The organism is Pseudomonas phenolilytica (assembly GCF_021432765.1).
In the GTDB taxonomy this organism is placed as follows: domain Bacteria; phylum Pseudomonadota; class Gammaproteobacteria; order Pseudomonadales; family Pseudomonadaceae; genus Stutzerimonas; species Stutzerimonas phenolilytica.
The window spans coordinates 3,425,741-3,451,437 of sequence record NZ_CP058908.1 but is presented as its reverse complement, the minus strand read 5'-3'; the positions used below and the strand labels follow the sequence as shown (position 1 = coordinate 3,451,437).

21 protein-coding genes, 3 tRNA genes and 1 pseudogene are annotated in these 25,697 nt (G+C 61.7%); 17 read left to right on the top strand and 8 right to left on the bottom strand.

Going from position 1 to position 25,697, the window contains the following annotated elements; genetic code table 11:
- The first annotated feature begins 48 nt into the window (after positions 1-48).
- The 3 genes from prpC to prpF all read left to right on the top strand — a co-directional run bounded on the left by prpC (position 49) and on the right by prpF (position 5,156).
- Positions 49-1,176 carry a bifunctional 2-methylcitrate synthase/citrate synthase gene (prpC, locus tag HU825_RS16380; RefSeq protein ID WP_054093198.1) on the top strand — a complete coding sequence of 376 codons (1,128 nt, stop codon included), beginning with the start codon at positions 49-51 and terminating at the stop codon, positions 1,174-1,176.
- A 75-nt stretch (positions 1,177-1,251) separates the two neighbouring features.
- Positions 1,252-3,861, top strand: coding sequence for a Fe/S-dependent 2-methylisocitrate dehydratase AcnD (acnD, locus tag HU825_RS16375; protein WP_234302479.1), 2,610 nt, complete (start codon positions 1,252-1,254; stop codon positions 3,859-3,861).
- A 107-nt stretch (positions 3,862-3,968) separates the two neighbouring features.
- Positions 3,969-5,156 (top strand): 2-methylaconitate cis-trans isomerase PrpF, encoded by a 1,188-nt coding sequence (gene prpF, locus HU825_RS16370; protein ID WP_234302478.1) that lies wholly within the window; start codon positions 3,969-3,971, stop codon positions 5,154-5,156.
- 84 nt (positions 5,157-5,240) lie between these two features.
- Here the strand turns inward: prpF and ppsR are convergent, their stop codons facing one another.
- A complete protein-coding gene (gene ppsR / locus HU825_RS16365; protein ID WP_043297098.1) occupies positions 5,241-6,059 on the bottom strand; it encodes a posphoenolpyruvate synthetase regulatory kinase/phosphorylase PpsR in 819 nt (272 codons plus the stop codon).
- Between the two features lie 152 nt (positions 6,060-6,211).
- Here ppsR and ppsA point away from each other — a divergent pair, with 152 nt between their 5' ends.
- From ppsA to HU825_RS16330, 7 genes are all read left to right on the top strand, one after another.
- Complete coding sequence (gene ppsA / locus HU825_RS16360; RefSeq protein ID WP_054093196.1) at positions 6,212-8,581, top strand: phosphoenolpyruvate synthase; 2,370 nt, start codon at positions 6,212-6,214, stop codon at positions 8,579-8,581.
- 194 nt (positions 8,582-8,775) lie between these two features.
- Positions 8,776-9,264, top strand: coding sequence for a ribonuclease E activity regulator RraA (gene rraA, locus HU825_RS16355; protein WP_043297096.1), 489 nt, complete (start codon positions 8,776-8,778; stop codon positions 9,262-9,264).
- Positions 9,265-9,339: 75 nt separating this feature from the next.
- Positions 9,340-10,335 carry a zinc transporter ZntB gene (locus tag HU825_RS16350; RefSeq protein ID WP_156714839.1) on the top strand — a complete coding sequence of 332 codons (996 nt, stop codon included), beginning with the start codon at positions 9,340-9,342 and terminating at the stop codon, positions 10,333-10,335.
- A 55-nt stretch (positions 10,336-10,390) separates the two neighbouring features.
- Complete coding sequence (locus HU825_RS16345; RefSeq protein WP_077683196.1) at positions 10,391-10,633, top strand: CrfX protein; 243 nt, start codon at positions 10,391-10,393, stop codon at positions 10,631-10,633.
- Between the two features lie 2 nt (positions 10,634-10,635).
- Positions 10,636-11,460, top strand: a complete 825-nt coding sequence (locus HU825_RS16340; protein WP_054093192.1) for a mechanosensitive ion channel family protein — start codon at positions 10,636-10,638, stop codon at positions 11,458-11,460.
- Positions 11,461-11,542: 82 nt separating this feature from the next.
- Positions 11,543-12,133, top strand: coding sequence for an RNA polymerase sigma factor SigX (sigX, locus tag HU825_RS16335; RefSeq protein ID WP_008570187.1), 591 nt, complete (start codon positions 11,543-11,545; stop codon positions 12,131-12,133).
- A gap of 98 nt (positions 12,134-12,231) precedes the next feature.
- Complete coding sequence (locus tag HU825_RS16330) at positions 12,232-13,218, top strand: OmpA family protein (protein ID WP_054093191.1); 987 nt, start codon at positions 12,232-12,234, stop codon at positions 13,216-13,218.
- Positions 13,219-13,446: 228 nt separating this feature from the next.
- Here HU825_RS16330 and acnB read toward each other — a convergent pair whose 3' ends face one another.
- On the bottom strand, positions 13,447-16,056 hold the full coding sequence (acnB, locus tag HU825_RS16325; protein WP_054093190.1) for a bifunctional aconitate hydratase 2/2-methylisocitrate dehydratase: 2,610 nt from the start codon (positions 16,054-16,056) through the stop codon (positions 13,447-13,449).
- 402 nt (positions 16,057-16,458) lie between these two features.
- On the opposite strand from acnB, the gene HU825_RS16320 reads away from it, so the two are divergent.
- The gene (locus HU825_RS16320; protein ID WP_234302477.1) at positions 16,459-16,935 is read left to right on the top strand and encodes a DUF1289 domain-containing protein; all 477 of its coding nucleotides are present in this window, start codon (positions 16,459-16,461) and stop codon (positions 16,933-16,935) included.
- A gap of 34 nt (positions 16,936-16,969) precedes the next feature.
- Here HU825_RS16320 and HU825_RS16315 read toward each other — a convergent pair whose 3' ends face one another.
- On the bottom strand, positions 16,970-17,830 hold the full coding sequence (locus tag HU825_RS16315) for a universal stress protein (protein ID WP_138300064.1): 861 nt from the start codon (positions 17,828-17,830) through the stop codon (positions 16,970-16,972).
- A gap of 208 nt (positions 17,831-18,038) precedes the next feature.
- On the opposite strand from HU825_RS16315, the gene HU825_RS16310 reads away from it, so the two are divergent.
- Positions 18,039-18,644, top strand: a complete 606-nt coding sequence (locus HU825_RS16310; RefSeq protein WP_043297088.1) for a MiaE family protein — start codon at positions 18,039-18,041, stop codon at positions 18,642-18,644.
- A 4-nt stretch (positions 18,645-18,648) separates the two neighbouring features.
- Here HU825_RS16310 and lpxH read toward each other — a convergent pair whose 3' ends face one another.
- Positions 18,649-19,371, bottom strand: coding sequence for a UDP-2,3-diacylglucosamine diphosphatase (gene lpxH / locus HU825_RS16305; protein ID WP_043297087.1), 723 nt, complete (start codon positions 19,369-19,371; stop codon positions 18,649-18,651).
- 6 nt (positions 19,372-19,377) lie between these two features.
- Positions 19,378-19,872 carry a peptidylprolyl isomerase gene (locus HU825_RS16300; RefSeq protein ID WP_043297086.1) on the bottom strand — a complete coding sequence of 165 codons (495 nt, stop codon included), beginning with the start codon at positions 19,870-19,872 and terminating at the stop codon, positions 19,378-19,380.
- A gap of 187 nt (positions 19,873-20,059) precedes the next feature.
- Between HU825_RS16300 and HU825_RS16295 the strand changes: the two genes are divergently transcribed.
- Both HU825_RS16295 and cysS read left to right on the top strand, forming a co-directional pair.
- The gene (locus HU825_RS16295; RefSeq protein WP_234302476.1) at positions 20,060-21,730 is read left to right on the top strand and encodes a glutamine--tRNA ligase/YqeY domain fusion protein; all 1,671 of its coding nucleotides are present in this window, start codon (positions 20,060-20,062) and stop codon (positions 21,728-21,730) included.
- Complete coding sequence (gene cysS / locus HU825_RS16290) at positions 21,730-23,115, top strand: cysteine--tRNA ligase (RefSeq protein ID WP_234302475.1); 1,386 nt, start codon at positions 21,730-21,732, stop codon at positions 23,113-23,115. Before HU825_RS16295 ends, cysS begins: the two co-directional genes overlap by 1 nt.
- Before the next feature lie 57 nt (positions 23,116-23,172).
- On the opposite strand, the gene folD is transcribed toward cysS, so the two are convergent.
- A complete protein-coding gene (gene folD, locus HU825_RS16285) occupies positions 23,173-24,027 on the bottom strand; it encodes a bifunctional methylenetetrahydrofolate dehydrogenase/methenyltetrahydrofolate cyclohydrolase FolD (protein ID WP_054093184.1) in 855 nt (284 codons plus the stop codon).
- Positions 24,028-24,301: 274 nt separating this feature from the next.
- Here folD and HU825_RS16280 point away from each other — a divergent pair.
- The 3 genes from HU825_RS16280 (at position 24,302) to HU825_RS16270 (ending at position 24,624) form a co-directional block, all read left to right on the top strand.
- Positions 24,302-24,378 (top strand) — tRNA-Arg (locus HU825_RS16280).
- 33 nt (positions 24,379-24,411) lie between these two features.
- Positions 24,412-24,487, top strand: a tRNA-His gene (locus tag HU825_RS16275).
- Positions 24,488-24,539: 52 nt separating this feature from the next.
- Positions 24,540-24,624 (top strand) — tRNA-Leu (locus HU825_RS16270).
- A 153-nt stretch (positions 24,625-24,777) separates the two neighbouring features.
- On the opposite strand, the pseudogene HU825_RS16265 reads toward HU825_RS16270, so the two are convergent.
- Both HU825_RS16265 and HU825_RS16260 read right to left on the bottom strand, forming a co-directional pair.
- Positions 24,778-24,909, bottom strand: a pseudogene (locus tag HU825_RS16265) (AraC family transcriptional regulator); the annotation flags it as partial.
- A gap of 205 nt (positions 24,910-25,114) precedes the next feature.
- Entirely contained in the window at positions 25,115-25,675 is a 561-nt protein-coding gene (locus tag HU825_RS16260) for a YIP1 family protein (RefSeq protein WP_043297082.1), read from the bottom strand.
- Between the last annotated feature and the right edge of the window lie 22 nt (positions 25,676-25,697).

Genomic DNA, 25,697 nt, shown 5'->3' with positions numbered 1-25,697 from the left:
CTGACGTGATTGAGCGGTATCCAGAACAAATCCAAGAAGGAGATAGCAATGGCTGAAGCAAAAGTACTGAGTGGAGCAGGGCTGCGCGGTCAGATCGCCGGCCAGACATCCCTGTCCACCGTCGGCAAGGAAGGCGCCGGTCTGACCTATCGCGGCTACGATGTCCGCGATCTGGCCGACCAGGTGCAATTCGAGGAAGTGGCTTACCTGCTTCTGTACGGCGAGCTGCCGAACAAGGCGCAGCTGCAGGCTTATGTGACCAAGCTCAAGGGCCAGCGCGACCTGCCGCAGGCGCTCAAGGAAGTGCTCGAGCGTATTCCGGCCAATGCGCACCCGATGGACGTGATGCGCACTGGCTGCTCCATGCTCGGCAACCTGGAGCCGGAGGAGAGTTTCGAGCAGCAGCGCGACAAGGCTGACCGCCTGCTCGCGGCATTCCCGGCGATCATGGTCTATTGGTACCGCTTCAGTCATGAGGGCGTACGCATCGATTGCACCACCGACGAGGACACCCTGGGCGGTCATTTCCTCGCGCTGCTGCACGGCAAGAAGCCGAGCGAGCTGCACGTGAAGGTGATGAACGTCTCGCTGATCCTCTACGCCGAGCACGAGTTCAACGCCTCGACCTTCACTGCTCGGGTGTGCGCATCCACGTTGTCCGACATCTTCTCGTGCGTCACCGGCGCCATCGGTTCGCTGCGTGGTCCGCTGCATGGCGGTGCCAACGAGGCGGCGATGGACATGATCGAGCGCTGGAAGTCGCCGGAAGAAGCTCGTGCCGGCATCCTCGGCATGCTGGAGCGCAAGGACAAGATCATGGGCTTCGGCCACGCGATCTACAGCGTTTCCGATCCGCGCAACGAAGTCATCAAGGTCTGGGCCAAGCAGCTCGCCGAGGAAGTGGGCGACACCGTGCTGTACCCGGTTTCCGTCGCCGTCGACGAAACCATGTGGGAGCAGAAGAAGCTGTTCCCCAACGCCGACTTCTATCACGCGTCGGCGTACCACTTCATGGGCATCCCGACCAAGCTGTTCACCCCGATCTTTGTCTGTTCGCGAGTGACCGGCTGGACGGCCCATGTGTTCGAGCAGCGCGCCAACAACCGCATCATCCGCCCGAGCGCCGAATACGTCGGCGTCGAGCAGCGCAAGGTGGTGCCGCTCGCTCAGCGTTGAGAGCGCGGAGGGGCGCCTAGCCGGCGTCCCTCCTTTATTAGTTGTTTCCGAACTTACCGATCGAGTCCCTACGGCATGAACACCGACTATCGCAAACACCTGCCAGGCACCCAGCTGGATTACTTCGACGTCCGCGCGGCGATCGAAGACATCAAGCCGGGCGCCTACGACACGCTGCCCTACACCTCGCGCGTACTGGCCGAACAGCTGGTGCGTCGCTGCGATCCGGCCATGCTGACCGACTCGCTCAAGCAGATCATCGAGCGTAAGCGTGACCTGGACTTCCCCTGGTACCCGGCCCGCGTGGTCTGCCATGACATCCTCGGCCAGACCGCACTGGTCGATCTGGCCGGTCTGCGCGATGCGATCGCCGAGCAGGGTGGCGATCCGGCCAAGGTCAACCCGGTGGTGCCGACCCAGCTGATCGTCGACCACTCGCTGGCAGTCGAGGCACCTGGGTTCGATCCCGATGCGTTCGACAAGAACCGCGCCATCGAGGATCGCCGCAACGAAGACCGTTTCCACTTCATCGAGTGGACCAAGACCGCATTCAAGAACGTCGACGTGATCCCGGCCGGCAACGGCATCATGCACCAGATCAACCTGGAGAAGATGTCACCGGTCATTCAGGCGCGCGACGGCGTGGCCTTCCCGGATACCTGCGTCGGTACCGACTCGCACACCCCGCACGTCGACGCCCTGGGCGTGATCGCCATCGGCGTCGGCGGCCTGGAAGCCGAGACCGTAATGCTCGGCCATCCGTCGATGATGCGCCTGCCCGACATCGTCGGCGTCAAGCTGACCGGCAAGCGTCAGCCCGGCATCACCGCCACCGACATCGTCCTGGCGCTGACCGAGTTCCTGCGCAAGGAGCGCGTGGTGGGTGCCTACGTCGAGTTCTTCGGCGAGGGCGCCGACAGCCTGTCTATCGGCGACCGTGCGACCATCTCCAACATGTGCCCGGAATACGGCGCCACCGCGGCGATGTTCTACATCGACGGTCAGACCCTCGATTACCTCAAGCTGACCGGCCGCGAGCCGGAGCAGGTCGCGCTGGTCGAGCAGTACGCCAAGACCACCGGCCTGTGGGCCTCCGCGCTGACCGGCGTCGAGTACGAGCGCGTGCTCGAGTTCGACCTGTCCGGCGTGGTGCGCAACATGGCGGGCCCGAGCAACCCGCATCGCCGTCTGCCGACCTCGGCCCTGCACGAGCGCGGCATCGCCGACGAGGCCAAGCTGGCCGCCGCCCGCGCCGAGGAAGCCGAAGGCCTGCTGCCGGACGGCGCGGTAATCATCGCCGCCATTACCAGCTGCACCAACACCTCCAACCCGCGCAACGTGGTCGCCGCCGGTCTGCTGGCGAAGAAGGCCAACGCACTGGGCCTGCTGCGCAAACCGTGGGTCAAGACCTCTTTTGCCCCGGGCTCTAAGGTCGCCAAGCTGTACCTGGAAGACGCCGGCCTGCTGCCGGAGCTGGAGAAGCTCGGCTTCGGCATCGTCGGCTACGCCTGCACCACCTGCAACGGCATGTCCGGTGCGCTGGATCCGAAGATCCAGCAGGAAATCATCGACCGCGACCTGTACGCCACTGCCGTATTGAGCGGCAACCGCAACTTCGACGGCCGTATCCATCCGTACGCCAAGCAGGCCTTCCTGGCCTCGCCGCCGCTGGTGGTCGCCTACGCCCTCGCCGGTACCGTGCGCTTCGACATCGAGCAGGACGCGCTGGGCACCGACAAGAACGGCAACCCGATCACCCTGAAGGACCTGTGGCCGTCCGACGAGGAAATCGACGCCATCGTCGCCGCCTCGGTGAAGCCGGAGCAGTTCAAGCAGGTGTACATCCCGATGTTCGACCTGGGCAGCATCGAGGAGGCCAAGAGCCCGCTGTATGACTGGCGTCCGATGTCCACCTACATCCGCCGGCCGCCGTACTGGGAAGGCGCGCTGGCCGGCGAGCGTACGCTGAAGGGCATGCGTCCGCTGGCGATCCTGCCGGACAACATCACCACCGACCACCTGTCGCCTTCCAACGCCATTCTGGCCAGCTCTGCGGCCGGCGAGTACCTGGCCAAGATGGGCCTGCCGGAGGAGGACTTCAACTCCTACGCCACCCACCGTGGCGATCACCTGACCGCCCAGCGCGCCACCTTCGCCAACCCGCAGCTGGTCAACGAGATGTGCGTGGTCGACGGCAAGGTGCAGAAGGGGTCGCTGGCGCGTGTCGAGCCGGAAGGCCAAGTCATGCGCATGTGGGAAGCCATCGAAACCTACATGAACCGCAAGCAGAACCTGATCATCGTCGCCGGCGCCGACTACGGCCAGGGCTCTTCGCGCGACTGGGCGGCCAAGGGCGTGCGCCTGGCCGGCGTGGAAGTGATCGTGGCCGAAGGCTTCGAACGCATCCACCGTACCAACCTGGTCGGCATGGGCGTGCTTCCGGTCGAGTTCAAGCCGGGTACCACCCGTCTGACCCTGGGCCTGGACGGTACCGAGACCTACGACATCGAGGGCGAACTGTCGCCGCGCTGCGACCTGACGCTGGTCATCCGTCGCAGGAGCGGCGAAGTGACCAAGGTGCCGGTGACCTGCCGCCTCGACACCGCCGCCGAAGTCAGCGTGTACCAGGCCGGCGGCGTGCTGCAGCGCTTCGCCCAGGATTTCCTGAAAGGCTCGGCCGCCTGATTTCGTAGGGTGGATGGCGTTTCTCCATCCACCGTTCCGGTCCCTCGATGGTTCGGCGAGGCGCGATCCACCCTACGATCCATTCACTCTCCAGCCAGGATGCTCTCATGGCTCATCAACCTCAGATTAAGATTCCCGCTACCTACATGCGTGGCGGCACCAGCAAGGGTGTGTTCTTTCGCCTGCAGGACCTGCCCGAGCGCTGTCAGGTGCCTGGCGAGGCCCGCGACAGGCTGTTCATGCGGGTGATCGGCAGTCCCGACCCCTATGCCGCGCATATCGATGGCATGGGCGGAGCGACTTCCAGCACCAGCAAGTGCGTGATTCTCTCGAAGAGCAGCCAGCCCGATCACGACGTCGATTACCTCTATGGCCAGGTTTCCATCGACAAGCCGTTCCTCGACTGGAGCGGCAACTGCGGCAACCTCTCTACCGGCGCGGGCGCTTTCGCGATCCATGCCGGGCTGGTCGATCCGGCACGTATTCCGCAAGACGGCACCTGCGTAGTGCGCATCTGGCAGGCCAATATTCAGAAAACCATCATCGCCCATGTACCGATCAGCAACGGGCAGGTGCAGGAAACCGGTGACTTCGAGCTGGACGGCGTGACGTTCCCGGCAGCGGAGATCGTGCTGGAGTTTCTCGACCCGTCCGACGACGGCGAGGAGGGCGGCTCGATGTTTCCCACCGGCAACCTGATCGACGACTTGCAAGTCCCCAGCATCGGCACGCTGAAGGCCACCATGATCAGCGCCGGCATTCCCACCGTGTTCGTCAATGCCGAGGACATCGGCTACCAGGGCACCGAGCTGAGGGAGGACATCAATGGCGACGCCGAAGCGCTGGCGCGGTTCGAGGCCATTCGTGTCGCTGGCGCGCTGCGCATGGGGTTGATCAAGACGGCGGAAGAAGCGTTGACCCGTCAGCACACCCCGAAAATCGCCTTCGTGAGCAAACCCAAGGGCTACAAGGCGTCCAGCGGCAAGACCATCGACGCGGGTGAGGTCGACTTGCTGGTGCGGGCGCTGTCGATGGGTAAGCTGCACCACGCCATGATGGGCACCTGCGCGGTCGCCATCGGCACTGCCGCGGCCGTGCCAGGCACGCTGGTGAACCTCGCCGCCGGTGGCGGTGAACGCCAGGCAGTACGCTTCGGCCATCCGTCCGGCACGTTACGAGTCGGCGCTGAAGCCAAGCAGGTCGACGGTCGTTGGACAGTGACCAAAGCCATCATGAGTCGCAGCGCGCGCATCCTGATGGAAGGCTGGGTCCGCGTACCGGGCGACGCGTTCTGAGTCGCGGGTGCGCAGAGGTTTTCTGCACGGTAAATGCAAAAAGTCCGCACCAAGCGGACTTTTTGTTGTCTAGCGAAGCGGCACTTATTTGAGCCGACGCTCCACGCCTTTTTCCACCAGGATCTTGGCGGAGATCTCCTCGACGGAGAAATGCGTCGAGTTGATGTAGTTGATGTTCTCGCGGCGGAACAGGTTTTCTACCTCGCGGACTTCAAATTCGCACTGAGCGAAGCTGGCATAACGGCTGTTGGGCTTGCGTTCGTTACGGATGGCGGCCAGGCGGTCGGGGTCGATGGTCAGGCCGAACAGCTTGTCCTTGTACGGCTTGAGCGAGGAGGGCAGTTGCAGTCGCTCCATGTCGTCCTCTGTCAGCGGGTAGTTGGCGGCGCGGATGCCATACTGCATGGCCATGTACAGACAGGTTGGCGTTTTGCCACAGCGTGAAACGCCGACGAGAATCAGGTCGGCCTTGTCGTAATGACGAGTGCGTGCGCCATCATCGTTGTCGAGTGCAAAGTTGACCGCGTCGATCCGCTCCATGTAGTTGGTGTTGTGGCTGATGGAATGGGATTTGCCGACGGAGTAGGAGGAGCGCGACATGAGTTCGTGTTCCAGTGGAGCCAGGAACGAGGAAAAGATGTCGATCATGAAACCGTTGGATTCGGCGAGGATGTCGCGGATTTCCTGGTTGACCAGTGTGTCGAAGATGATCGGGCGGGCGCCGTCCCTGTCCGCGGCATTGTTGATTTGCTGTACCATTGCCCGGGCTTTTTCCGCGCTGTCGATGTACGGGCGGGTGAGCTTGGTGAAAGAGATGTTCTCGAATTGCGCCAGGAGGCTTTGGCCCAGGGTTTCCGCCGTGATCCCGGTGCCATCGGAAATGAAGAAAGCGGTTCGTTTCATGTACCTTCGGCCTTAAGTCGAGAACGGTTCCCAGCTATAGTGGGCCCTTCGCCGAGCCCGGTTGGCGGGCATTGTTACTTATTTTGCAGGGTCAGGCCACAGCCATGCGGCAGGGCTCCGGTTGAGTTCCAACACCTAACGGAGAGTTCACCTTGGTAGAGTACGTAGTTTCCCTCGATAAGCTCGGCAACCACGATGTTGAGCGTGTAGGGGGCAAGAACGCCTCCCTGGGCGAGATGATCAGCAACCTCGCCGGCGCCGGTGTTTCCGTACCGGGCGGTTTCGCCACCACGGCTCAGGCCTATCGCGATTTTCTCGAGCTGAGCGGTCTGAACGATCAGATCCATGCCCTTCTCGATGCACTCGATGTCGACGATGTCAATGCGCTGGCCAAGGCCGGCGCACAGATTCGCCAGTGGGTGATGGACGCCGAGTTCCCAGCGCAGCTGGATGCGGACATTCGCAGGGCATTCGCCGAGATGTCCGGCGGTAACGACAACATGGCCGTCGCCGTGCGTTCATCGGCGACGGCCGAAGACCTGCCGGATGCATCCTTTGCAGGCCAGCAGGAAACCTTCCTGAACATTCGCGGTGTGGACAACGTGATCCGCGCGGCCAAGGAAGTCTTCGCTTCGTTGTTCAATGACCGCGCCATTGCCTACCGCGTGCACCAGGGCTTTGACCACAAGCTGGTTGCCCTGTCTGCCGGCGTACAGCGCATGGTTCGTTCGGAAACCGGCACCGCCGGCGTCATGTTCACCCTCGATACCGAATCGGGCTTTCGCGACGTGGTGTTCATCACCGGCGCCTATGGTCTGGGCGAGACTGTCGTGCAGGGCGCGGTCAACCCTGACGAGTTCTACGTGCACAAGCAGACGCTAGAGGCCGGGCGCCCGGCGATCCTGCGTCGCAATCTGGGCAGCAAGGCAATCAAGATGGTCTACGGCGACGAAGCCAGGGCCGGCAAGTCGGTCAAGACCGTCGAAGTCGACGCTGCTGATCGCGCGCGCTTCTGTCTGACCGACGAAGAAGTTACCAACCTCGCCAAGCAGGCTCTGATCATCGAAAAGCACTATGGCCGCCCGATGGACATCGAGTGGGCCAAGGACGGTGACGACGGCAAGCTGTACATCGTCCAGGCCCGTCCGGAAACCGTGAAGAGCCGCAGCAGCGCCAACGTCATGGAACGTTACCTGCTGAAGGAAAAGGGCACCGTGCTGGTCGAAGGCCGCGCCATCGGCCAGCGCATCGGCGCCGGCCCGGTCAAGGTCATCCACGACGTCAGCGAGATGGACAAGGTCCAGCCGGGCGATGTGCTGGTTTCCGACATGACCGACCCCGATTGGGAGCCGGTGATGAAGCGCGCCAGCGCCATCGTCACCAACCGTGGTGGGCGTACCTGCCATGCGGCGATCATTGCCCGCGAACTGGGCATCCCGGCGGTTGTCGGCTGCGGCAACGCCACCGAGCTGTTGCAGGACGGCCAGCGCGTGACCGTGTCCTGCGCCGAAGGTGACACCGGCCTGATCTTCGATGGCGAGCTGGGCTTCGATATCCGCCAGAACTCCATTGATGCGATGCCGGAACTGCCGTTCAAGATCATGATGAACGTCGGCAACCCGGACCGCGCCTTCGATTTCGCCCACCTGCCCAACGAGGGCGTCGGCTTGGCGCGCCTCGAATTCATTATCAACCGGATGATCGGCGTGCATCCCAAGGCACTGCTGAATTTCGACGGGCTGCCGGCTGACGTAAAGAGCAGCGTCGAGAAGCGCATCGCCGGCTACGACGATCCGGTCAACTTCTACGTCGAGAAGCTCGTCGAAGGCGTCAGCACGCTGGCCGCAGCGTTCTGGCCGAAAAAGGTCATCGTGCGTCTGTCGGACTTCAAGTCCAACGAGTACGCCAACCTGATCGGCGGCAAGCTCTACGAGCCGGAAGAAGAGAACCCGATGCTCGGCTTCCGCGGCGCGTCGCGCTACATCAGCGATTCGTTCCGCGACTGCTTCGAGCTGGAGTGCCGCGCCATGCGCAAGGTTCGCGACGTTATGGGGCTGACCAACGTCGAGCTGATGGTCCCCTTCGTGCGTACGCTTGGCGAGGCCTCGCAGGTGATCGATCTGCTGGCCCAGTACGGCCTCAAGCGTGGCGAAAATGGTCTGCGTGTGATCATGATGTGTGAGCTGCCGTCCAACGCGCTGCTGGCCGACGAGTTCCTCGAGTACTTCGATGGCTTCTCGATTGGTTCCAACGACATGACCCAGCTGACGCTCGGCCTGGACCGTGATTCGGGCATCATCGCGCACCTGTTCGACGAGCGTAATCCGGCGGTCAAGAAGCTGCTGGCCAATGCCATCCAGGCGTGCAACAAGGCTGGCAAGTACATCGGCATTTGTGGTCAGGGGCCTTCGGATCATCCGGACCTGGCGCGCTGGCTGATGGAGCAGGGCATCGAGAGCGTATCGCTGAACCCGGATTCGGTACTCGACACCTGGTTCTTCCTGGCTGACGCGCAGGCCTGAATTGCGGTTTGAAGCATGACGACAGGGCGGAATTTCCGCCCTGTCGCGTATTTGGCTTCCGTGGCTTCGGCTCGGCATTTCGTTGATCGCGCCCTGCGGCTAACATGTCGCGGCGCGCATCGATACCAGCCGATTGGCGGAGTGGGTGAAATGGCTAGGCGATGCCCACGAATTTCCAAGCAAAGGAGCTTTCCATGCAATACGTCACTCCCGATCTGTGCGACGCGTACCCGGAGCTGGTACAGGTGGTCGAGCCGATTTTCAGCAATTTTGGCGGCCGCGATTCGTTCGGTGGTCAGATCGTCACCGTCAAATGCTTTGAGGACAACTCTCTGGTCAAGGATCAGGTCGATACGGATGGCCATGGCAAGGTGCTGGTTGTCGATGGAGGCGGCTCGCTGCGCCGCGCGCTGCTCGGTGACATGCTGGCTGAGAAAGCGTCGCGCAATGGCTGGGAAGGGATCGTTGTCTATGGTTGCGTGCGCGATGTTGATGTGATCGCTCAGACCGATCTCGGCGTTCAGGCGCTGGCCAGTCATCCGATGAAAACAGACAAGCGCGGCATAGGCGATCTCAACGTGCCGGTGACCTTTTGCGGCGTCACGTTCCGCCCTGGCGAGTATGTCTATGCGGACAATAACGGCATCATCGTCTCGCCTGAGGCGCTGAAAATGCCGGAGTGATCCATCGCACTCGCACTGAAGCACCGTGATACCAAGCCCGGCGATGCCGGGCTTTTCATATATGAGGGGGCGTTGATGCAGTTGAGCGACACGCAGCAGTGGGGGCTGGTTCATGCTTTCGTGCTGGATGGGCAGGGAGGCGCGCGCGCCATCGCCTACGCGGATCTGCGCGATCTGCAGCTGAGCGACGTGCAAAGCCTCTGGCTGCATTGGGATCGTAGCCATCCCGCCGCCCAGGCCTGGTTACGCGGTCAGAGCGGTCTCAACGACTTCGCGTGTGATGTGCTGCTGGAAGAAAATACCCGGCCACGCGTGCTGTCGTTGCCGAACGAGGAGCTTCTGCTTTTCCTACGAGGCGTGAACCTCAATCCCGACTCCGCCCCGGAAGACATGATTTCGCTGCGCGTGTTTGCCGATGCGCGACGTGTCATCTCGCTGCGCTTGCGACCCTTACGTTCGACCGAGGCAGTCATTCGTCTGCTCATGGAGGGCAAAGGGCCGAAGACGGCGTCCGAGATACTGGTCTATCTGGCGGATTCGATGACCGATCGGGTGGATGATCTCGTGGTGCAGTTGACCGAGCGCGTCGATCAGGAAGAGGAGCGTCTGGAGCTCGACGAGCACTATGGTCCAGAGCACGACAGCATGCTTTCATTGCGCCGCCGGGCGGCAGGTCTGAGACGGTTCCTGCTGCCCCAGCGCGAGATATATGCCCAGCTCACTCGCAATCGCCTGAGCTGGTTCGTAGAGGACGACGCTGACTACTGGAACGAATTGAGCAACCGACTGATCCGCTACCTCGAAGAGCTGGACCTGGTGCGTGAGCGAATCGATATGGTGCTTGAGTCCGAGCGGCGCCGGCTCAGCGAGCGAATGAACCGGACCATGTACATTTTCGGTATCATCACCGGCTTTTTCCTGCCGATGACGTTTCTGACTGGTCTTTTGGGCGTCAATGTAGGCGGGATTCCGGGGGCACAAAGCCCGTATGGTTTCGCTATTGCCTGTCTGCTGATCGGCCTCATCGCATTGTTTCAGTGGTGGATTTTTCGCCGCTTGCGCTGGATCTGAATGTGACTCGAAGTCAGCCACAGGCCGTCTAGCGGACATGTTCAGCGAGGTACACATGCACGATCCCTTTGAAGAATCACTGCGTGATCTGCTCAACAAGCCATCGGCACCAGATGAGGCTGAGCGCCTTGACCGAGTGCTCAAGACCGCGAACCGTCAAGTTGGCGTTGGGGACCTCTTCGGTCTCATGGGGCATTGGCTGCAGGGCTTGCTGATAGCGGTCAACAGTGGGGCGGGCCACGTTGCACCTGTTTCCCGTCGTCATTCATCCAACCGTTCGTTCGATAAGGCCGACTGATCATGGAATTCGATCCCTGGACTCAGAGTTTGCTGTCCGCGATGAGCTCGCTCTGGGCTTCCGTAGCGGCATTCATTCCGCGCCTGTTTGGCGCGCTCGTAGTCGTACTGCTCGGCTTCGTGGTGGCCAAGCTGCTGGATACCTTGTTGTCGAAGGTGCTCGCGAAGCTGGGGCTGGATCGGCTGATGGCCGGCACCGGTCTGACGAAGTTGCTGGGGCGTGCCGGAATTCGGGTTCCAGTCTCGGTGCTGATCGGCAAGGTGGTCTATTGGTTCGTCCTGCTGATTTTCCTCGTCTCGGCAGCCGAGTCCCTTGGGCTGGAGCGGGTGTCAGCCACGCTGGACGTCTTGGCGCTCTATGTTCCCAAGGTCTTTGGTGCGGCCCTGATACTCATTGCCGGTGTGCTTTTGGCTCAGCTATTCAGTGGCGTGGTCCGAGGTGCGGCAGAGAGCGTTGGTATCGATTACGCCAACGGGCTGGCTCGCATTGCGCAGGGACTGGTCATCATCATCGCTATTTCCGTGTCGATCGGGCAGCTGGAAATCAAAACGGAACTGTTGAACTACGTCATCGCCATCGTGCTGATCTCGGTAGGGCTGGCAGTGGCCTTGGCGTTCGGGCTCGGTAGTCGTGAGCTCGTCAGCCAGATCCTTGCCGGGATCTACGTGCGCGAGCTTTACGAGGTCGGACAACATGTCTCCCTTGAGGATGTCGAAGGACAGATCGAGGAGATTGGCACCGTCAAAACGCTACTGTTGTGCAGCGATGGCGAGCTCGTTTCCGTAGCCAACCGGGTTTTGCTGGAGCGGCGGGTAGGCAGCCGCTGACGGCGCTTTTCTGGTAGAATGCGGCGCCTTTTTTTGGTTTCCCTGACAGGCGGCCGCGACCTGATTGCTGGCTCGAAGCGTCTTGACTAAAACCCAATCGACCATCCCGCGCTACGATCCTCGCCAACTCAGCGACGAAGAGTTGGTGCAGTATGCCCGTGTCGAGTTGTTTCATATAACTCGGGCATATGAGGAGTTGATGCGTCGTTATCAGCGCACCCTGTTCAATGTCTGTGCTCGTTACTTGGGCAATGATCGCGATGCCGACGATGTTTGTCAGGAGGTCATGCTCAAGGTTTTGTATGGCTTGAAGAACTTTGAAGGAAAATCGAAGTTCAAGACCTGGCTATATAGCATTACCTATAATGAGTGCATTACCCAATATCGCAAAGAGCGTCGCAAGCGTCGCCTGCTCGATGCGCTTAGCCTCGATCCGCTCGAAGAAGCCTCCGAAGAGAAAGCTCCTCGCGTCGAGGAGAAGGGTGGTCTTGATCGATGGCTAGTACATGTCAATCCTATCGATCGGGAAATACTGGTGCTGCGATTTGTCGCAGAACTGGAATTTCAGGAAATCGCCGACATAATGCACATGGGATTAAGTGCAACGAAGATGCGCTACAAGCGTGCATTGGATAAACTTAGAGAAAATTTTTCCGAACCAATCGAAACTTAACGGGAAATGGTTGTCTCATGCGTAGCGAACAGCTTGGGCACAAGACAGCCGGTCTCCTTAGATTGTTCTGACTCTAACCACCAGATGGGGATTTACGGATGAAACTTAAGAATACCTTGGGCGTTGTCATTGGCTCGATGGTAGCCGCTACTTCGTTCGGCGCGTTGGCCCAGGGCCAGGGGGCTGTCGAGGTCGAAGCATTCGGTAAGCACTATTTCTCCGATAGCTCGCGCGGCTTCGAAGACGAGGGCGAACTGTACGGCGCCGGCGCCAGCTATTTCCTGACCGATGACGTCTCGCTGGGCCTGTCCTACGGCGAATACCACGACGTTACCTCCGACGATCCGGTCAACGGCAGCCACAAGAACATCAAGGGCAGCCTGACCTCGCTGGATGCGGCGTACCACTTCGGCGCGCCGGGCGTTGGTCTACGCCCGTACGTATCCGCTGGTGTGGCTCACCAGAGCATCGGCCAGGCCGCTCGCAGCGGTCGTGATCACAGCACCTACGCCAACATCGGTGCTGGCCTGAAGTACTACTTCACCGAAAACCTGTTCGCCAAGGCGAGCGTGGACGGCATGCACAACATCGATCGCGGCGACTCCGAGTGGATGGCTGGCGTGGGTGTTGGTCTGAACTTCGGCGGTGGTGCGCGTCAGGTTGCGGCTGTCGAGCCGACCCCGGAACCGGCACCGGCTCCGATCGTCGACACCGAGCCGGAACCGGCTCCGGAAGTGGTGCGTGTCGAACTGGATGTGAAGTTCGACTTCGACAAGTCGCGCGTCCGTGAAGAAAGCTATGGCGATATCAAGAACCTGGCTGACTTCATGCAACAGTATCCGCAGACCAGCACCACTGTTGAGGGGCACACCGACTCCGTAGGTACCGACCAGTACAACCAGCGCCTCTCCGAGCGTCGCGCTGAAGCGGTTCGTGACGTTCTGGTCAACCAGTACGGCGTTGAAGGCGGTCGTGTGAATTCGGTGGGTTATGGTGAGTCTCGTCCGGTTGCAGACAACGCTACCGATGCGGGCCGTCAGATCAACCGTCGTGTTGAGGCCGAAGTGGAAGCTCAGGTTAAGTAAGCTGAGTTTCCCGGTAAAGCCGGCTCTGGGGTAGACCCTCTCTTTGTCGGCTTTAGCTCCAAAAAAAACCGATGCCAGACTTCTGGCATCGGTTTTTTTGTGCTTGATTCCTATAGCGGCAGGCTCGGTGGGCCTTCCTGGCGATTCGTGCCAAGTTTTTCGTCCGCAACGGGAGTTTCGCTAAGCAAAAAAAACCCCGCCGAAGCGGGGTTTTTCTATTTCACGGCGTCAGACTTCGACGACTTGGATCTTCGCTTTTTCCGCAGCCTCACGGAACTCGGCGATCTGGTCGAAGCTCAGGTAGCGGTAGACGTCGGCAGCCATGCTGTCGATGTCCTTCGCATAAGCCATGTATTCCTCGACGGTCGGCAGCTTGCCGAGAATCGAAGCGACCGCTGCCAGTTCGGCGGAAGCCAGGAATACGTCGGTGGCATCGCCCAGACGGTTCGGGAAGTTACGGGTCGAGGTGGAAACCACGGTCGAACCGGTCTGCACGCGGGCCTGGTTACCCATGCACAGCGAGCAGCCCGGCATTTCCATGCGCGCGCCAGCCTTGCCGTAGATGCCGTAGTAGCCTTCTTCGGTGAGCTGGTGGGCGTCCATCTTGGTCGGCGGAGCCAGCCACAGACGGGTCGGAATGCCACCCTTGACCTTGTCCAGCAGCTTGCCGGCGGCGCGGAAGTGACCGATGTTGGTCATGCAGGAACCGATGAACACTTCATCGATCTTGCGGCCTTGAACGGTGGACAGCAGGCGTGCGTCGTCCGGGTCGTTCGGGGCACACAGGACCGGCTCCTTGATCTCGGCCAGATCGATCTCGATCACGGCCGCGTATTCGGCGTCCTTGTCGGCTTCCAGCAGTTGCGGCTTGGCCAGCCAGGCTTCCATCGCCTGGGCGCGACGCTCCAGGGTGCGAGCATCGCCGTAGCCTTCGCCGATCATCCAGCGCAGCAGGGTGATGTTGGACTTCAGGTACTCGGCGATCGAGTCTTCCGGCAGCTTGATGGTGCAACCGGCAGCCGAGCGCTCGGCGGAGGCGTCGGACAGTTCGAAGGCTTGTTCGACGGTCAGGCCGGTCAGACCTTCGATTTCCAGGATGCGGCCGGAGAAGATGTTCTTCTTGCCCTTCTTCTCGACAGTCAGCAGGCCCTGCTGAATGGCATAGTAGGGGATGGCATGCACCAGGTCACGCAGGGTGATGCCGGGCTGCATCTTGCCCTTGAAGCGCACCAGCACGGACTCCGGCATGTCCAGCGGCATGACGCCGGTGGCGGCGGCGAAGGCCACCAGACCGGAGCCGGCCGGGAACGAGATGCCGATCGGAAAACGGGTGTGCGAGTCGCCACCGGTGCCGACGGTATCCGGCAGCAGCATGCGGTTCAGCCAGCTGTGGATGATGCCGTCGCCCGGACGCAGGGACACACCGCCACGGTTCATGATGAAGTCCGGCAGGGTGTGGTGGGTATTGACGTCGATGGGCTTCGGATAGGCGGCGGTGTGGCAGAAGGACTGCATCACCAGGTCGGCGGAGAAGCCCAGGCAAGCAAGGTCCTTCAGCTCGTCGCGGGTCATCGGGCCGGTGGTGTCCTGGGAACCGACGGTGGTCATCTTCGGTTCGCAGTAGGTGCCCGGGCGCACGCCCTGGCCTTCCGGCAGACCGCAGGCGCGGCCGACCATCTTTTGGGCAAGGGTGAAGCCCTTGCCGCTGTCAGCCGGCGCTTCCGGCTTCTTGAACAGGGTGGACGGAGCCAGACCCAGCTCGGCGCGGGCCTTCTCGGTCAGGCCGCGGCCAATGATCAGCGGGATACGGCCGCCGGCGCGGACTTCGTCCAGCAGCACGTCGGTCTTCAGCTGGAAGGTGGTGACCAGCTCGTTGCTGTCGTGACGACGCACTTCACCCTTGTACGGGTACACGTCGATGACGTCGCCCATGGCCAGGTTGGTGCAGTCGAATTCGATCGGCAGGGCGCCGGCGTCTTCCATGGTGTTGTAGAAGATCGGGGCGATCTTGGTGCCGAAGCAGAAACCACCGGCGCGCTTGTTCGGCACGTTCGGGATGTCGTCACCGAAGAACCACAGCACGGAGTTGGTGGCGGACTTGCGGGACGAACCGGTGCCGACCACGTCGCCGACGTAGGCAACCGGGAAACCCTTGGCCTTCAATGCTTCCATCTGCTTGATGGGGCCGACCGAGCCAGGAACGTCCGGGTTGATGCCGTCGCGGGCCATCTTCAGCATGGCCAGGGCGTGCAGCGGGATGTCCGGGCGCGACCAGGCATCCGGAGCCGGGGACAGGTCGTCGGTGTTGGTTTCGCCGGTGACCTTGAACACGGACAGGGTGATCTTTTCAGCCAGGGCCGGGCGGTTCTGGAACCACTCGCCTTCGGCCCAGGACTGCAGCACGGCTTGAGCGGCGGCATTGCCCTTCTTGGCGCGCTCGGCGACGTCGTGGAAGGCGTCGAACATCAGCAGGGTGTGCTTCAGCTGTTCGGCGGTGACGTTCGCCAGCTCGGGGTTGTCCAGCAGCTCGACCAGGGTGGCGATGTTGTAGCCGCCCTGCATGGTGCCCAGCAGCTCGACTGCGCGCTGCTTGCCGATCAGCGGGGAAGTGGCTTCACCCTTGGCGATGGCGGACAGGAAGCCGGCCTTGACGTAGGCGGCTTCGTCGACGCCCGCAGGAACGCGGTTGGTGATCAGGTCAAGCAGGAATTCTTCTTCGCCAGCCGGCGGGTTCTTCAGCAGCTCGATCAGGCCTGCGGTCTGTTCGGCGTTCAGCGGCTGGGGCACGACGCCCTGGGCGGCACGCTCTTCTACGTGTTTGCGATAGGCTTCAAGCACAGTTTTACCCTCATCATTGGTCCCTTGGGAGTTTCGGGACGCGCGTCCGGAAGCTGTTTTCAAAGTTTTACGCCGGCTGAGGTGGCCGGGTCGGCAGTAATGAGGGTCTGCCCACCCGGCGTGTGACCGGACCAACTGTGCTCGTGACGCTTTGAAAACAGCTTCGTGTGGAGTAGGCGCCGAAAACGGCGGGCCGATTCTACTGGAACGGGCCTGTAAAGTTAAGTCGAGTGCCGCGCGCCGCTTGGCTTCCGGCGTCCGGACATATGCTGCCCGCGATGCTCCCGAGCGCGCGGCGCGTGGGCTGGCGAGTGGGTTTGCAGTCTTGACGTTGATCATCCTGGATGACCACGGTTGGACAAAAGTCTAAGATGCGCGGCCGATCTGCCGCTGGGTGGCGCCATGTCCAATCAACGTATCCAGACTCCTTGCGTGGGCCTTTGCTCTACGGTTTATGGCGATCTCGTTTGTCGTGGGTGCAAACGCTTTCACCAAGAGGTGGTGAATTGGAATGCCTATCGGGACGAAGAGAAATGGGCGGTCTGGCGGAGACTGGAAACCCTGCTGGCACAAGTGATGGCGGCGAAGATGGATGTGTTCGATGCGGATCTGCTGCGCCGGCAACTGGAGTCCCGCCAGATTCGTTTCGTGGCCGAGCAATCTCCTTACTGTTGGGCGTATCAGCTTATTGCGCGCGGTTCGCGTGTCATTCAGCAACTCGAGGCCTATGGCGTGGTGGTGTTGCCAGAGTTTCGTCAGTGGTCGTTGCCGCAGTTGCGCGATGCCATCGACCGTGAGTTCTTCCTGCTTTCCGAGGCGCATTACGAGCGTTACATGGCCCCGCGCTTTCTCGCCCCGGTCACCGATCGGTTTGCCTAGCTCCGGCCGCTACGGGCGGCGGCCGGCGCGAAGGTCAATGGCGGACCAGCTCTTCCAGATGATCAATGATTTCATCGGGCTTGAGCACGAGGACGTCGCTTTCCAGCGTGTCGAGCACCACTTCGGCGGTGTTGCCCATAAGTGCACCGGAAAAGCCGGTTCGCGCCACGGTGCCGATGACGGTCACTGCGGCCTGCAACTGATGACAGATACGCGGAATCAACGCGTCGGCAGGACCTTCTTCAATGTGCAGTTGCGCGTCGGGGATGTCGTAGTCGGTCTGGAAGCGCTTGCAGGCCTCGCGGTAACGCGCCTCGATGGTCTCCTTCAATTGGAATGCCGGATCGGCGGCCGACAGCATGGCTGACGGGTGTGCACTGATGACGTGCAGTTGTCCGTCGGCGAGGCCGGCTATCTCGTAACCATGGCTGACGATGGTCGCATGCAGGGTGCGATGTTCGAGATCGGCATTGCCGACGTCGACGGCGGCCAGGATGTTGCGGCCCTTCCAGGGCGTGTCGGTTTTCACCATGAGCACTGGGCAAGGGCAATACCGCAGCAGCTTCCAGTCTTCGGGGGTAAGCAGTGCGCGTTTGAGCGGGCTGTCCGGAACGTGTTGCTTGATCACCAGACCGCAGCCTTCGGCTTGCTGCACGGTAATGATGGTCTGGTGAAGATTCTCGTGCCAGGCCTGCTGGACGCTGACCTGATGGCCTTCGCTTGTCAGCCGCTCGCGTAACGATTCGAGATAAGCGCCGTGATCGTGCTTGTTGTCGCAGACCAGCAGATGCAGGCGTGACTGACTGACGCTGGAGATCAGGTGGGCGCGCTTGAGTGCCAGCGAATCTGGCTGGTTGGGGTCAATTACCACGAGAATGCAGCGAATGGCCAACATGTTCGGCTCCGTTTCCTGGATGCGGTTGCTCAACTATAGACAAGCCGGCGGCGTTGGCGCTGATGTAAATCAAGCGGAGCTGGCCGGGCCGCGGGGCATTCGTATAATGCACGCCGCCAAACGGCTCGGGCGCATACGACTGCCGGTTTCGGGCGGAAATTGGTCATGACACCGAAACACCATCAGACATCAGACGAGGAGGGCGGCTGTGCTGCCTGAAATACACGAATTCCTGGGCTGTCGAACTCCTGGCACATGGGTCGCTGCTGCTCTGGATCAGCAGGATGTGATGCTGCTCGATCACAAGAACTGCGAATTCAAGGCCGCCTCCACCGCGCTGAGCCTGATTGCTCGTTACGGCCAGCATCTGGATCTGATCAACTACATGTCCCGTCTGGCGCGTGAAGAGCTGGTGCATCACGAGCAGGTGCTGAGGCTTCTCAAACGTCGCAAGATCGCTCTGCGTCCCGTCTCGGCCAGTCGCTACGCGTCCGGGCTTCGCGCAGTCGTGCGTACTCACGAGCCGCACAAGCTGACGGATACGTTGGTGGTCGGGGCTTTTATCGAGGCGCGTTCGTGCGAGCGCTTCGAAGCGATGGTGCCGCACCTGGATGAGGAGCTGGGCCGCTTCTATTTTGGTCTGCTGAAGTCCGAGGCGCGGCACTTCCAGAACTACCTGCGCTTCGCCTACCAGTACGGGGAGGCCGCCGATGTCGATCGCACGATCGAGCGGGTGCGCCTGGTCGAGCGGGAATTGATCGAGAGTCCGGACAGCGAATTCCGCTTTCACAGCGGAGTGCCGCTCGCGGCCTGAGGCGTCAGTCCAGAGCGAATGGGGCTTGGTTGAAGCCCTGCTCGTCGATCTGTAGTGCCCAGCCTTGCTGATCCCAATCCCCCAGCACGATGCGTTGAGCTGGCTGGCCATCGAGTTCCAGCGCGTGGATGGCGGGGCGATGTGTATGGCCATGAATCAGGCGGCGCGCCCGGTGTTCACGCATGGCTCGCACAACTTCCTCGGGTGTCACGTCGATGATGTCGCTGGCCTTCATGCGGGTTTGCGTGCGGCTTTCGTTGCGTAGCTTGCGCGCCAGCTTCCGGCGCGTGGCCAGTGGCAGGTTGCGCAGGATGAACAGGCTGAGTGGGTTACGCAGCAGGCGCCGCAAGCGCATATAACCCTCATCTCGGGTACACAGGCTGTCGCCGTGCATCAGCAGGGTGCGCTCGCCTTGCAGGCTCACAACCGTGGGGTCTGCCAGCAGTTCGCAGCCGGCCGCCCGGCAAAAATGTTTGCCGAGCATGAAATCGCGATTGCCGTGCATCAGATAGATGCGGGTGCCGCGCTCGCTCAGCGAACGCAAGGCCTGCGTGATCGATTGCTGAAACGGCGTCATGGCATCGTCGCCGATCCACACCTCGAAGAAATCGCCGAGGATGTACAGCGCTTCGGCCTGCGGCGCGCGCGTCTGGAGAAAATGCAGAAACGCCCGGGTGATATCCGGGCGCTCCTCTTCGAGATGCAGATCGGAGATCAGCAGGATCACTCGACGTTACTCGACGATCTCGGCCTTTTCGATCACCACGTCATCCACCGGGACGTCCTGATGGCCGGACTTCATGGTGGTGGCCACGCCCTTGATCTTCTCGACCACGTCCATGCCGTCGGTCACTTCGCCGAATACGGCGTAGCCCCAGCCCTGAACGGTCGGTGCGCTGTGATCGAGGAAATCGTTGTCCTTGACGTTGATGAAAAACTGCGCGGAAGCCGAATGCGGCTCCATCGTGCGGGCCATCGCCAGGGTACCGGTCTTGTTCGACAGGCCGTTGTTGGCCTCGTTCTTGATCGGTGCACGGGTGGCTTTCTGCTTCATGCCCGGCTCGAAACCGCCGCCCTGGATCATGAAATTGCCGATCACGCGATGGAAGATGGTGCCGTCGTAATGGCCGCTCTTCACGTATTCCTTGAAATTGGCCGTGGTTTCCGGCGCTTTATCTTCGAACAGCTTGACGGTGATGACGCCGTAATTGGTATGCAGTTTGATCATGTGCAGAGTTCCGTTTCGATGGCGGGCAAAGAGGATGCGGCGGGCCACATCGAGGATGGTTCGCCGCCCCGCATGGCAGACGTACGCGAGGCGCTTTGCTCTGTCAGGGGGTTGACGGGTTCGCTATCATAAGCGCTTTGTTTTGGTCGGCCTACCCTGAGCCGCATCGCTGATCGCTAAGGACACCATGAGCAAGCCAATCGTCGAAAAAGCCGCCAATTTCCTGCGCCCGATCGTTCAGTCTGATCTGGAAGCCGGCAAGCACGCCAAGATCATCACGCGCTTCCCGCCGGAGCCCAACGGTTACCTGCATATCGGTCACGCCAAGTCGATCTGCCTGAACTTCGGCCTGGCCGAGGAGTTCGGCGGCGAGTGCAACCTGCGCTTTGACGACACCAATCCGGCCAAGGAAGACCAGGAGTACATCGATGCGATCAAGGCCGACGTCGAGTGGCTGGGCTTCAAGTGGGCCGGTGAGGAGCACTATGCCTCCGACTATTTCGATCAGTTGTACGAGTGGGCGATTCATCTGATCCAGGCCGGCAAGGCCTTCGTTTGCGACCTCAATGCCGAGGAGATGCGCGCCTACCGCGGCAGCCTGACCGAACCGGGCAAGAACAGCCCGTTCCGCGAGCGCAGCGTCGAGGAGAACCTCGACCTGTTCGCCCGCATGAGGGGCGGCGAGTTCCCCGACGGCGCCCGCTCGCTGCGCGCCAAGATCGACATGGCGTCGCCGAACATCAACCTGCGCGACCCGATCCTCTACCGCATCCGTCACGCCCATCATCACCAGACCGGCGACAAGTGGTGCATTTACCCGAGCTACGACTTCACCCACGGGCAGTCGGACGCCATCGAAGGCATCACGCATTCGATCTGCACTCTGGAATTCGAGGATCACCGCCCGCTCTACGAATGGTTCCTCGCCAACCTGCCGGTGCCGGCCCAGCCGCGCCAGTACGAGTTCGCCCGCCTCAACCTGAACTACACCATCACCAGCAAGCGCAAGCTCAAGCAGCTGGTCGATGAAGGCCACGTGAATGGCTGGGACGACCCGCGCATGTCGACCCTGTCCGGCTACCGTCGCCGCGGCTACACCCCGGCGTCGATCCGCGCCTTCTGCGACATGATCGGCGTCAACCGCGCCGGCGGCCTGGTCGACATCGGCATGCTGGAGTTCGCCATCCGCGAGGACCTGGACGCCAACGCCGCGCGCGCCATGTGCGTGCTCAAGCCGCTCAAGGTGGTGATCACCAACTATCCGGAAGGCCAGGTCGAGAACCTTGAGCTGCCGCGCCATCCCAAGCAGGACATGGGCGTGCGCGTGCTGCCGTTCTCCCGCGAGATCTACATCGACGCCAGCGACTTCGAGGAAGTCCCGCCGGCCGGCTACAAGCGTCTGATCCCCGGCGGCGAAGTGCGCCTGCGCGGCAGCTACGTGATCCGCGCCGACGAGGCGATCAAGGATGCCGAAGGCAATATCGTCGAGCTGCGCTGCTCCTACGACGAGAACACCCTGGGCAAGAACCCGGAAGGCCGCAAGGTCAAGGGCGTGATCCACTGGGTGCCGGCCGCCGAGAGCGTCGAGTGCGAGGTGCGCCTGTACGACCGCCTGTTCAAGGCCGCCAACCCGGAGAAGACCGACGAGGAGGGCGGCAGCTTCCTCGACAACATCAACCCGGAGTCGCTGGTGGTGCTCAAGGGCTGCCGCGCCGAGCCGTCGCTGGCCAATGCCGCGCCGGAAGAACGCTTCCAGTTCGAACGCGAGGGCTACTTCTGCGCCGACCTGAAGGATTCGAAGCCGGGCGCCCCGGTGTTCAACCGTACCGTGACCCTGCGCGACTCCTGGGGGCAGTGATGACGCTTTCCATCTACAGCACCCTGTCCAAGAGCAAGGATGAGTTCAAGCCGCTGGAAGGCAACAAGGTCCGCATGTACGTGTGCGGCATGACCGTCTACGACTTCTGCCACATCGGCCACGCGCGGGTGATGGTGGCGTTCGACGTGGTCGCCCGCTGGCTGCGCCATCGCGGCTATGAGCTGACCTACGTGCGCAACATCACCGACATCGACGACAAGATCATCAAGCGCGCCAACGAGAACGGCGAGTCGTTCCAGGATCTGGTCGGCCGGATGATCGCCGCGATGCACGAGGACGAGGCGCGCCTCAACGTGCTGCGCCCGGATATCGAGCCGCGCGCCACCGACCATATCGCCGGCATGCACGCGATGATCCAGACCCTGATCGACAAGGGCTTCGCCTACGCCCCGGGCAACGGCGACGTCTACTACCGGGTCGGCAAGTTCGAGGGCTACGGCAAGCTGTCGCGGCGCAAGATCGAGGACCTGAAGATCGGCGCGCGCATCGAGGTCGACGAGGCCAAGGAAGATCCGCTCGACTTCGTCCTGTGGAAAGGCGCCAAGCCGGGCGAGCCGAGCTGGGAGTCGCCGTGGGGCGCCGGGCGTCCGGGCTGGCACATCGAGTGCTCGGTGATGTCCACCTGCTGTCTGGGCGAGACTTTCGACATCCACGGCGGCGGTCCGGACCTGGTGTTCCCGCACCACGAGAACGAGATCGCGCAGAGCGAGGCGGCCACCGGCAAGCTGTACGCCAACGCCTGGATGCACGCCGGCGCGGTGCGCGTCGACGGCGAGAAGATGTCCAAGAGCCTCGGCAACTTCTTCACCATCCGCGAGGTGCTGGAGAAGTACCACCCCGAGGTGGTGCGCTACCTGCTGGTGTCCAGCCACTACCGCAGCCCGATCAACTACTCCGAGGACAGCCTGCGCGAGGCCAAGGGCGCCCTGGAGCGCTTCTACAACGGTTTCAAGGGCCTGCCGGCCGCGGCGCCTACCGGTGGCGAGGAGTTCGTCGCGCGCTTCGGCGCGGCGATGGACGATGACTTCAACTCGCCGGAAGCCTGCGCGGTGCTATTCGAGATGATCCGCGAGGTCAACCGCCTGCGCGAGAGCGATCTGAACGCCGCTGCCGCGCTGGCCGCGCGCCTCAAGGAGCTGGCCGGGGTGCTCGGCGTGCTGCAGCTCGAGCCCGACGCCTTCCTGCAGGCCGGTGCCGCGGGCAAGGTCGATGCCTCTGAGGTGGAGGCGCTGATCGCCGCCCGCCTGCAGGCGCGTGCCGAGAAGAACTGGGCCGAGTCCGACCGCATCCGCGATCAGCTCACAGCCATGGGCGTGCTGCTGGAGGACGGGAAGGGCGGCACGACCTGGCGTTTGGCCGAGTAATTTCAAAGCCATAAAAAACGGCGCCATAGGGCGCCGTTTTTGTTGGTCGATTGTGACCTAGCGATGCAGATGTTCGGCGGCGTGCAGGGTGTTTTCCAGCAGGCAAGCGCGCGTCATCGGGCCGACGCCGCCCGGCACCGGAGTAATCCAGGCGGCACGTTCGCTGGCGGGCTCGAATTCCACGTCACCGAGAAGGCGGCCATCAGCCTGGCGGTTGATGCCGACATCGATGACGATCGCCCCTGGCTTGATCCATTCGCCCTTAACCAGGCCGGTAATGCCGGTGGCGACGACCACCAAATCCGCGCGTCTGACGTGCTCGGCAAGGTTGTGGGTGAAGCGGTGGGTCACGGTGGTGGTACAGCCGGCTAGCAGCAACTCCAGCGCCATCGGGCGGCCGACGATGTTCGACGCGCCTACGACCACGGCATCCAGGCCGTGCAGGTCGATGCCGGTGCTTTCCAGCAGCGTCATGATGCCTTTCGGTGTGCACGGACGAAGCAGCGGCATGCGTTGCGCGAGACGACCGACATTATAGGGATGGAAGCCATCCACATCCTTGTCCGGACGGATCCGCTCGAGCAGTTGCGAGGCATCCAGATGCTTGGGCAGCGGCAGCTGGACGAGTATGCCGTCGATGGACGCGTCGTCGTTGAGCTGATCGATAAGCGCCAGCAAGTCCTCCTGACGAGTATCGGCCGGAAGGTCATGGGCGATGGAGTTGAAGCCCACTTCCTCGCAATCCTTGCGTTTGTGCGCCACATACACCTGGGAAGCGGGATCGTTGCCCACCAGAATCACTGCCAGACCTGGCGCGCGAAGTCCCTGCGCACGACGTTCGGCAACACGACCGGAGATCTGTTGGCGAATGTTGGCTGCAATCGTTTTACCGTCGATCAGTTGTGCGGTCATGACGCTTGGTTAACCACCGGAAAGAACTTGGAAAGGGCGCGCATTCTCTCACGCCGAGACGATGCGGCAAAGGCGGAGCGTCTGCAGCCACGTGTAACCCCTTTATCTAGCTGAAATTTTTTTCAGCTTTGCTGTTGACGACTATCGGGAGCCCCTATAACATTCGCCCCGCTTGTCGAGCACAGCCTGCTGCTGGGTAAGATGGCTTGCGAAGAAACCACTTCTTCTACAGCCGGAGCTTCAAGTCTGCGCTCCGAATAGAATGCAGACAAAAGCGCCCGTAGCTCAGCTGGATAGAGCATCCGCCTTCTAAGCGGATGGTCGCAGGTTCGAGTCCTGCCGGGTGCGCCATGTCGGGCTTCTGGCACAAGCAAATGTAATATGGTGGGCGTAGCTCAGTTGGTAGAGCACAGGATTGTGGCTCCTGGTGTCGAGGGTTCGATCCCCTTCGTCCACCCCATATTCCAGAAAACGCCAGGCACTGCCTGGCGTTTTTGTTTAAAGCCCGTTTGGCGGACGTGGTGAAATTGGTAGACACACCAGATTTAGGTTCTGGCGCCGCAAGGTGTGAGAGTTCGAGTCTCTCCGTCCGCACCACTTGTATAGTTTCGAGAACTCTCAGCGATCTCCGAAACGCCCTCAAAGCCCCGTCATCGGGGCTTTTTTGTACCCGAAGGATACCGCTTCCTGCGGCCCGGTACTTCGCCACAGCATGGCGAGCGGAACTGCGCACGTTGCGCCGGCAGATCGGCGCTGGGCGTTTTCGTTCAAGGTGGCGGTCTGCTCCGGGCTGAGCTTGGCGCGGCCCTCGGCGACATCGGCATAGAACAGTCCAGTGCCGCGCAGCAGCCGATGGCCGTCGATCCCTCGTGACACTTGGAGCCCGGATTACCGCGCCATGTGGATCAACGCGCAGCATCCCGGGCTGAGCTTCCCAGCCAGCGATGGCCAATCCGGTCCGTGCTCCTCGACGGTGCTGATCACGCGTGACGATAGCGGTGTGATCGGCACCTGATGCTGCCGTGGCGCAAGCCATGCCATGCGACCAGCACCTTGTGACGACTGCGCTGCTCCGAGCTCGCCGCGGTCAGGCGGCCGTCCAGAAGAGTGGCAGCACCATTATCCATACGATAACGGCCGCGCCGAACGCCGTCTGGGTGATGGCGGCCGCCTCCAGGCGGTCGTCCACGCGGCATAGCGAACAGGTGCCCTGGTAGAGCAGGACGCAGCACGAGGCCAGCGCGCTGAGCGGTAGCACGGTGTTCAGAAACGGGTTGTTCACCAGCAGACCGAGAGATGACAGCCATAGCGGCACGCACGCGATAGTGGCAACCAGATAGGCTTCGGCATAAGTCACGTCGTGACTGCCGGCGCCGGCGACGTGTTTGATCAGCCAACCCATCACGAATACTGAAAATACTTCGCCACCGAAAAACAGGCTGGCCGTTCCCGTTGACGGCTGGATCTGAAGTACGGGCAGGTAGGCGCTCAAGGGGGCGTCCACCAAGGCGATCATCGTCGGTGGCAACAGCGACAATGGCACGATGAATGCCCAGAGCCGGATTCGGGGCGGCAGCTGATTACTCGTCCACTCGGAAGGGGCGAGTGCACTGCACAACAGCATGCGCATGAGGACAAGGAGATTCATGACGTTCCTTTCTGGGCTGGAC

What these genes read in the sequence shown, in the direction of transcription:
- prpC (WP_054093198.1), top strand. Translation starts at nt 49, where the DNA reads ATGGCTGAAGCAAAAGTACTGAGTGGAGCAGGGCTGCGCGGTCAGATC.
- acnD (WP_234302479.1), top strand. Translation starts at nt 1,252, where the DNA reads ATGAACACCGACTATCGCAAACACCTGCCAGGCACCCAGCTGGATTAC.
- prpF (WP_234302478.1), top strand. Translation starts at nt 3,969, where the DNA reads ATGGCTCATCAACCTCAGATTAAGATTCCCGCTACCTACATGCGTGGC.
- ppsR (WP_043297098.1), bottom strand. Translation starts at nt 6,059, where the DNA reads ATGAAACGAACCGCTTTCTTCATTTCCGATGGCACCGGGATCACGGCG.
- rraA (WP_043297096.1), top strand. Translation starts at nt 8,776, where the DNA reads ATGCAATACGTCACTCCCGATCTGTGCGACGCGTACCCGGAGCTGGTA.
- HU825_RS16350 (WP_156714839.1), top strand. Translation starts at nt 9,340, where the DNA reads ATGCAGTTGAGCGACACGCAGCAGTGGGGGCTGGTTCATGCTTTCGTG.
- HU825_RS16345 (WP_077683196.1), top strand. Translation starts at nt 10,391, where the DNA reads ATGCACGATCCCTTTGAAGAATCACTGCGTGATCTGCTCAACAAGCCA.
- HU825_RS16340 (WP_054093192.1), top strand. Translation starts at nt 10,636, where the DNA reads ATGGAATTCGATCCCTGGACTCAGAGTTTGCTGTCCGCGATGAGCTCG.
- HU825_RS16330 (WP_054093191.1), top strand. Translation starts at nt 12,232, where the DNA reads ATGAAACTTAAGAATACCTTGGGCGTTGTCATTGGCTCGATGGTAGCC.
- HU825_RS16320 (WP_234302477.1), top strand. Translation starts at nt 16,459, where the DNA reads ATGTCCAATCAACGTATCCAGACTCCTTGCGTGGGCCTTTGCTCTACG.
- HU825_RS16315 (WP_138300064.1), bottom strand. Translation starts at nt 17,830, where the DNA reads ATGTTGGCCATTCGCTGCATTCTCGTGGTAATTGACCCCAACCAGCCA.
- HU825_RS16300 (WP_043297086.1), bottom strand. Translation starts at nt 19,872, where the DNA reads ATGATCAAACTGCATACCAATTACGGCGTCATCACCGTCAAGCTGTTC.
- HU825_RS16295 (WP_234302476.1), top strand. Translation starts at nt 20,060, where the DNA reads ATGAGCAAGCCAATCGTCGAAAAAGCCGCCAATTTCCTGCGCCCGATC.
- cysS (WP_234302475.1), top strand. Translation starts at nt 21,730, where the DNA reads ATGACGCTTTCCATCTACAGCACCCTGTCCAAGAGCAAGGATGAGTTC.
- folD (WP_054093184.1), bottom strand. Translation starts at nt 24,027, where the DNA reads ATGACCGCACAACTGATCGACGGTAAAACGATTGCAGCCAACATTCGC.
- HU825_RS16260 (WP_043297082.1), bottom strand. Translation starts at nt 25,675, where the DNA reads ATGAATCTCCTTGTCCTCATGCGCATGCTGTTGTGCAGTGCACTCGCC.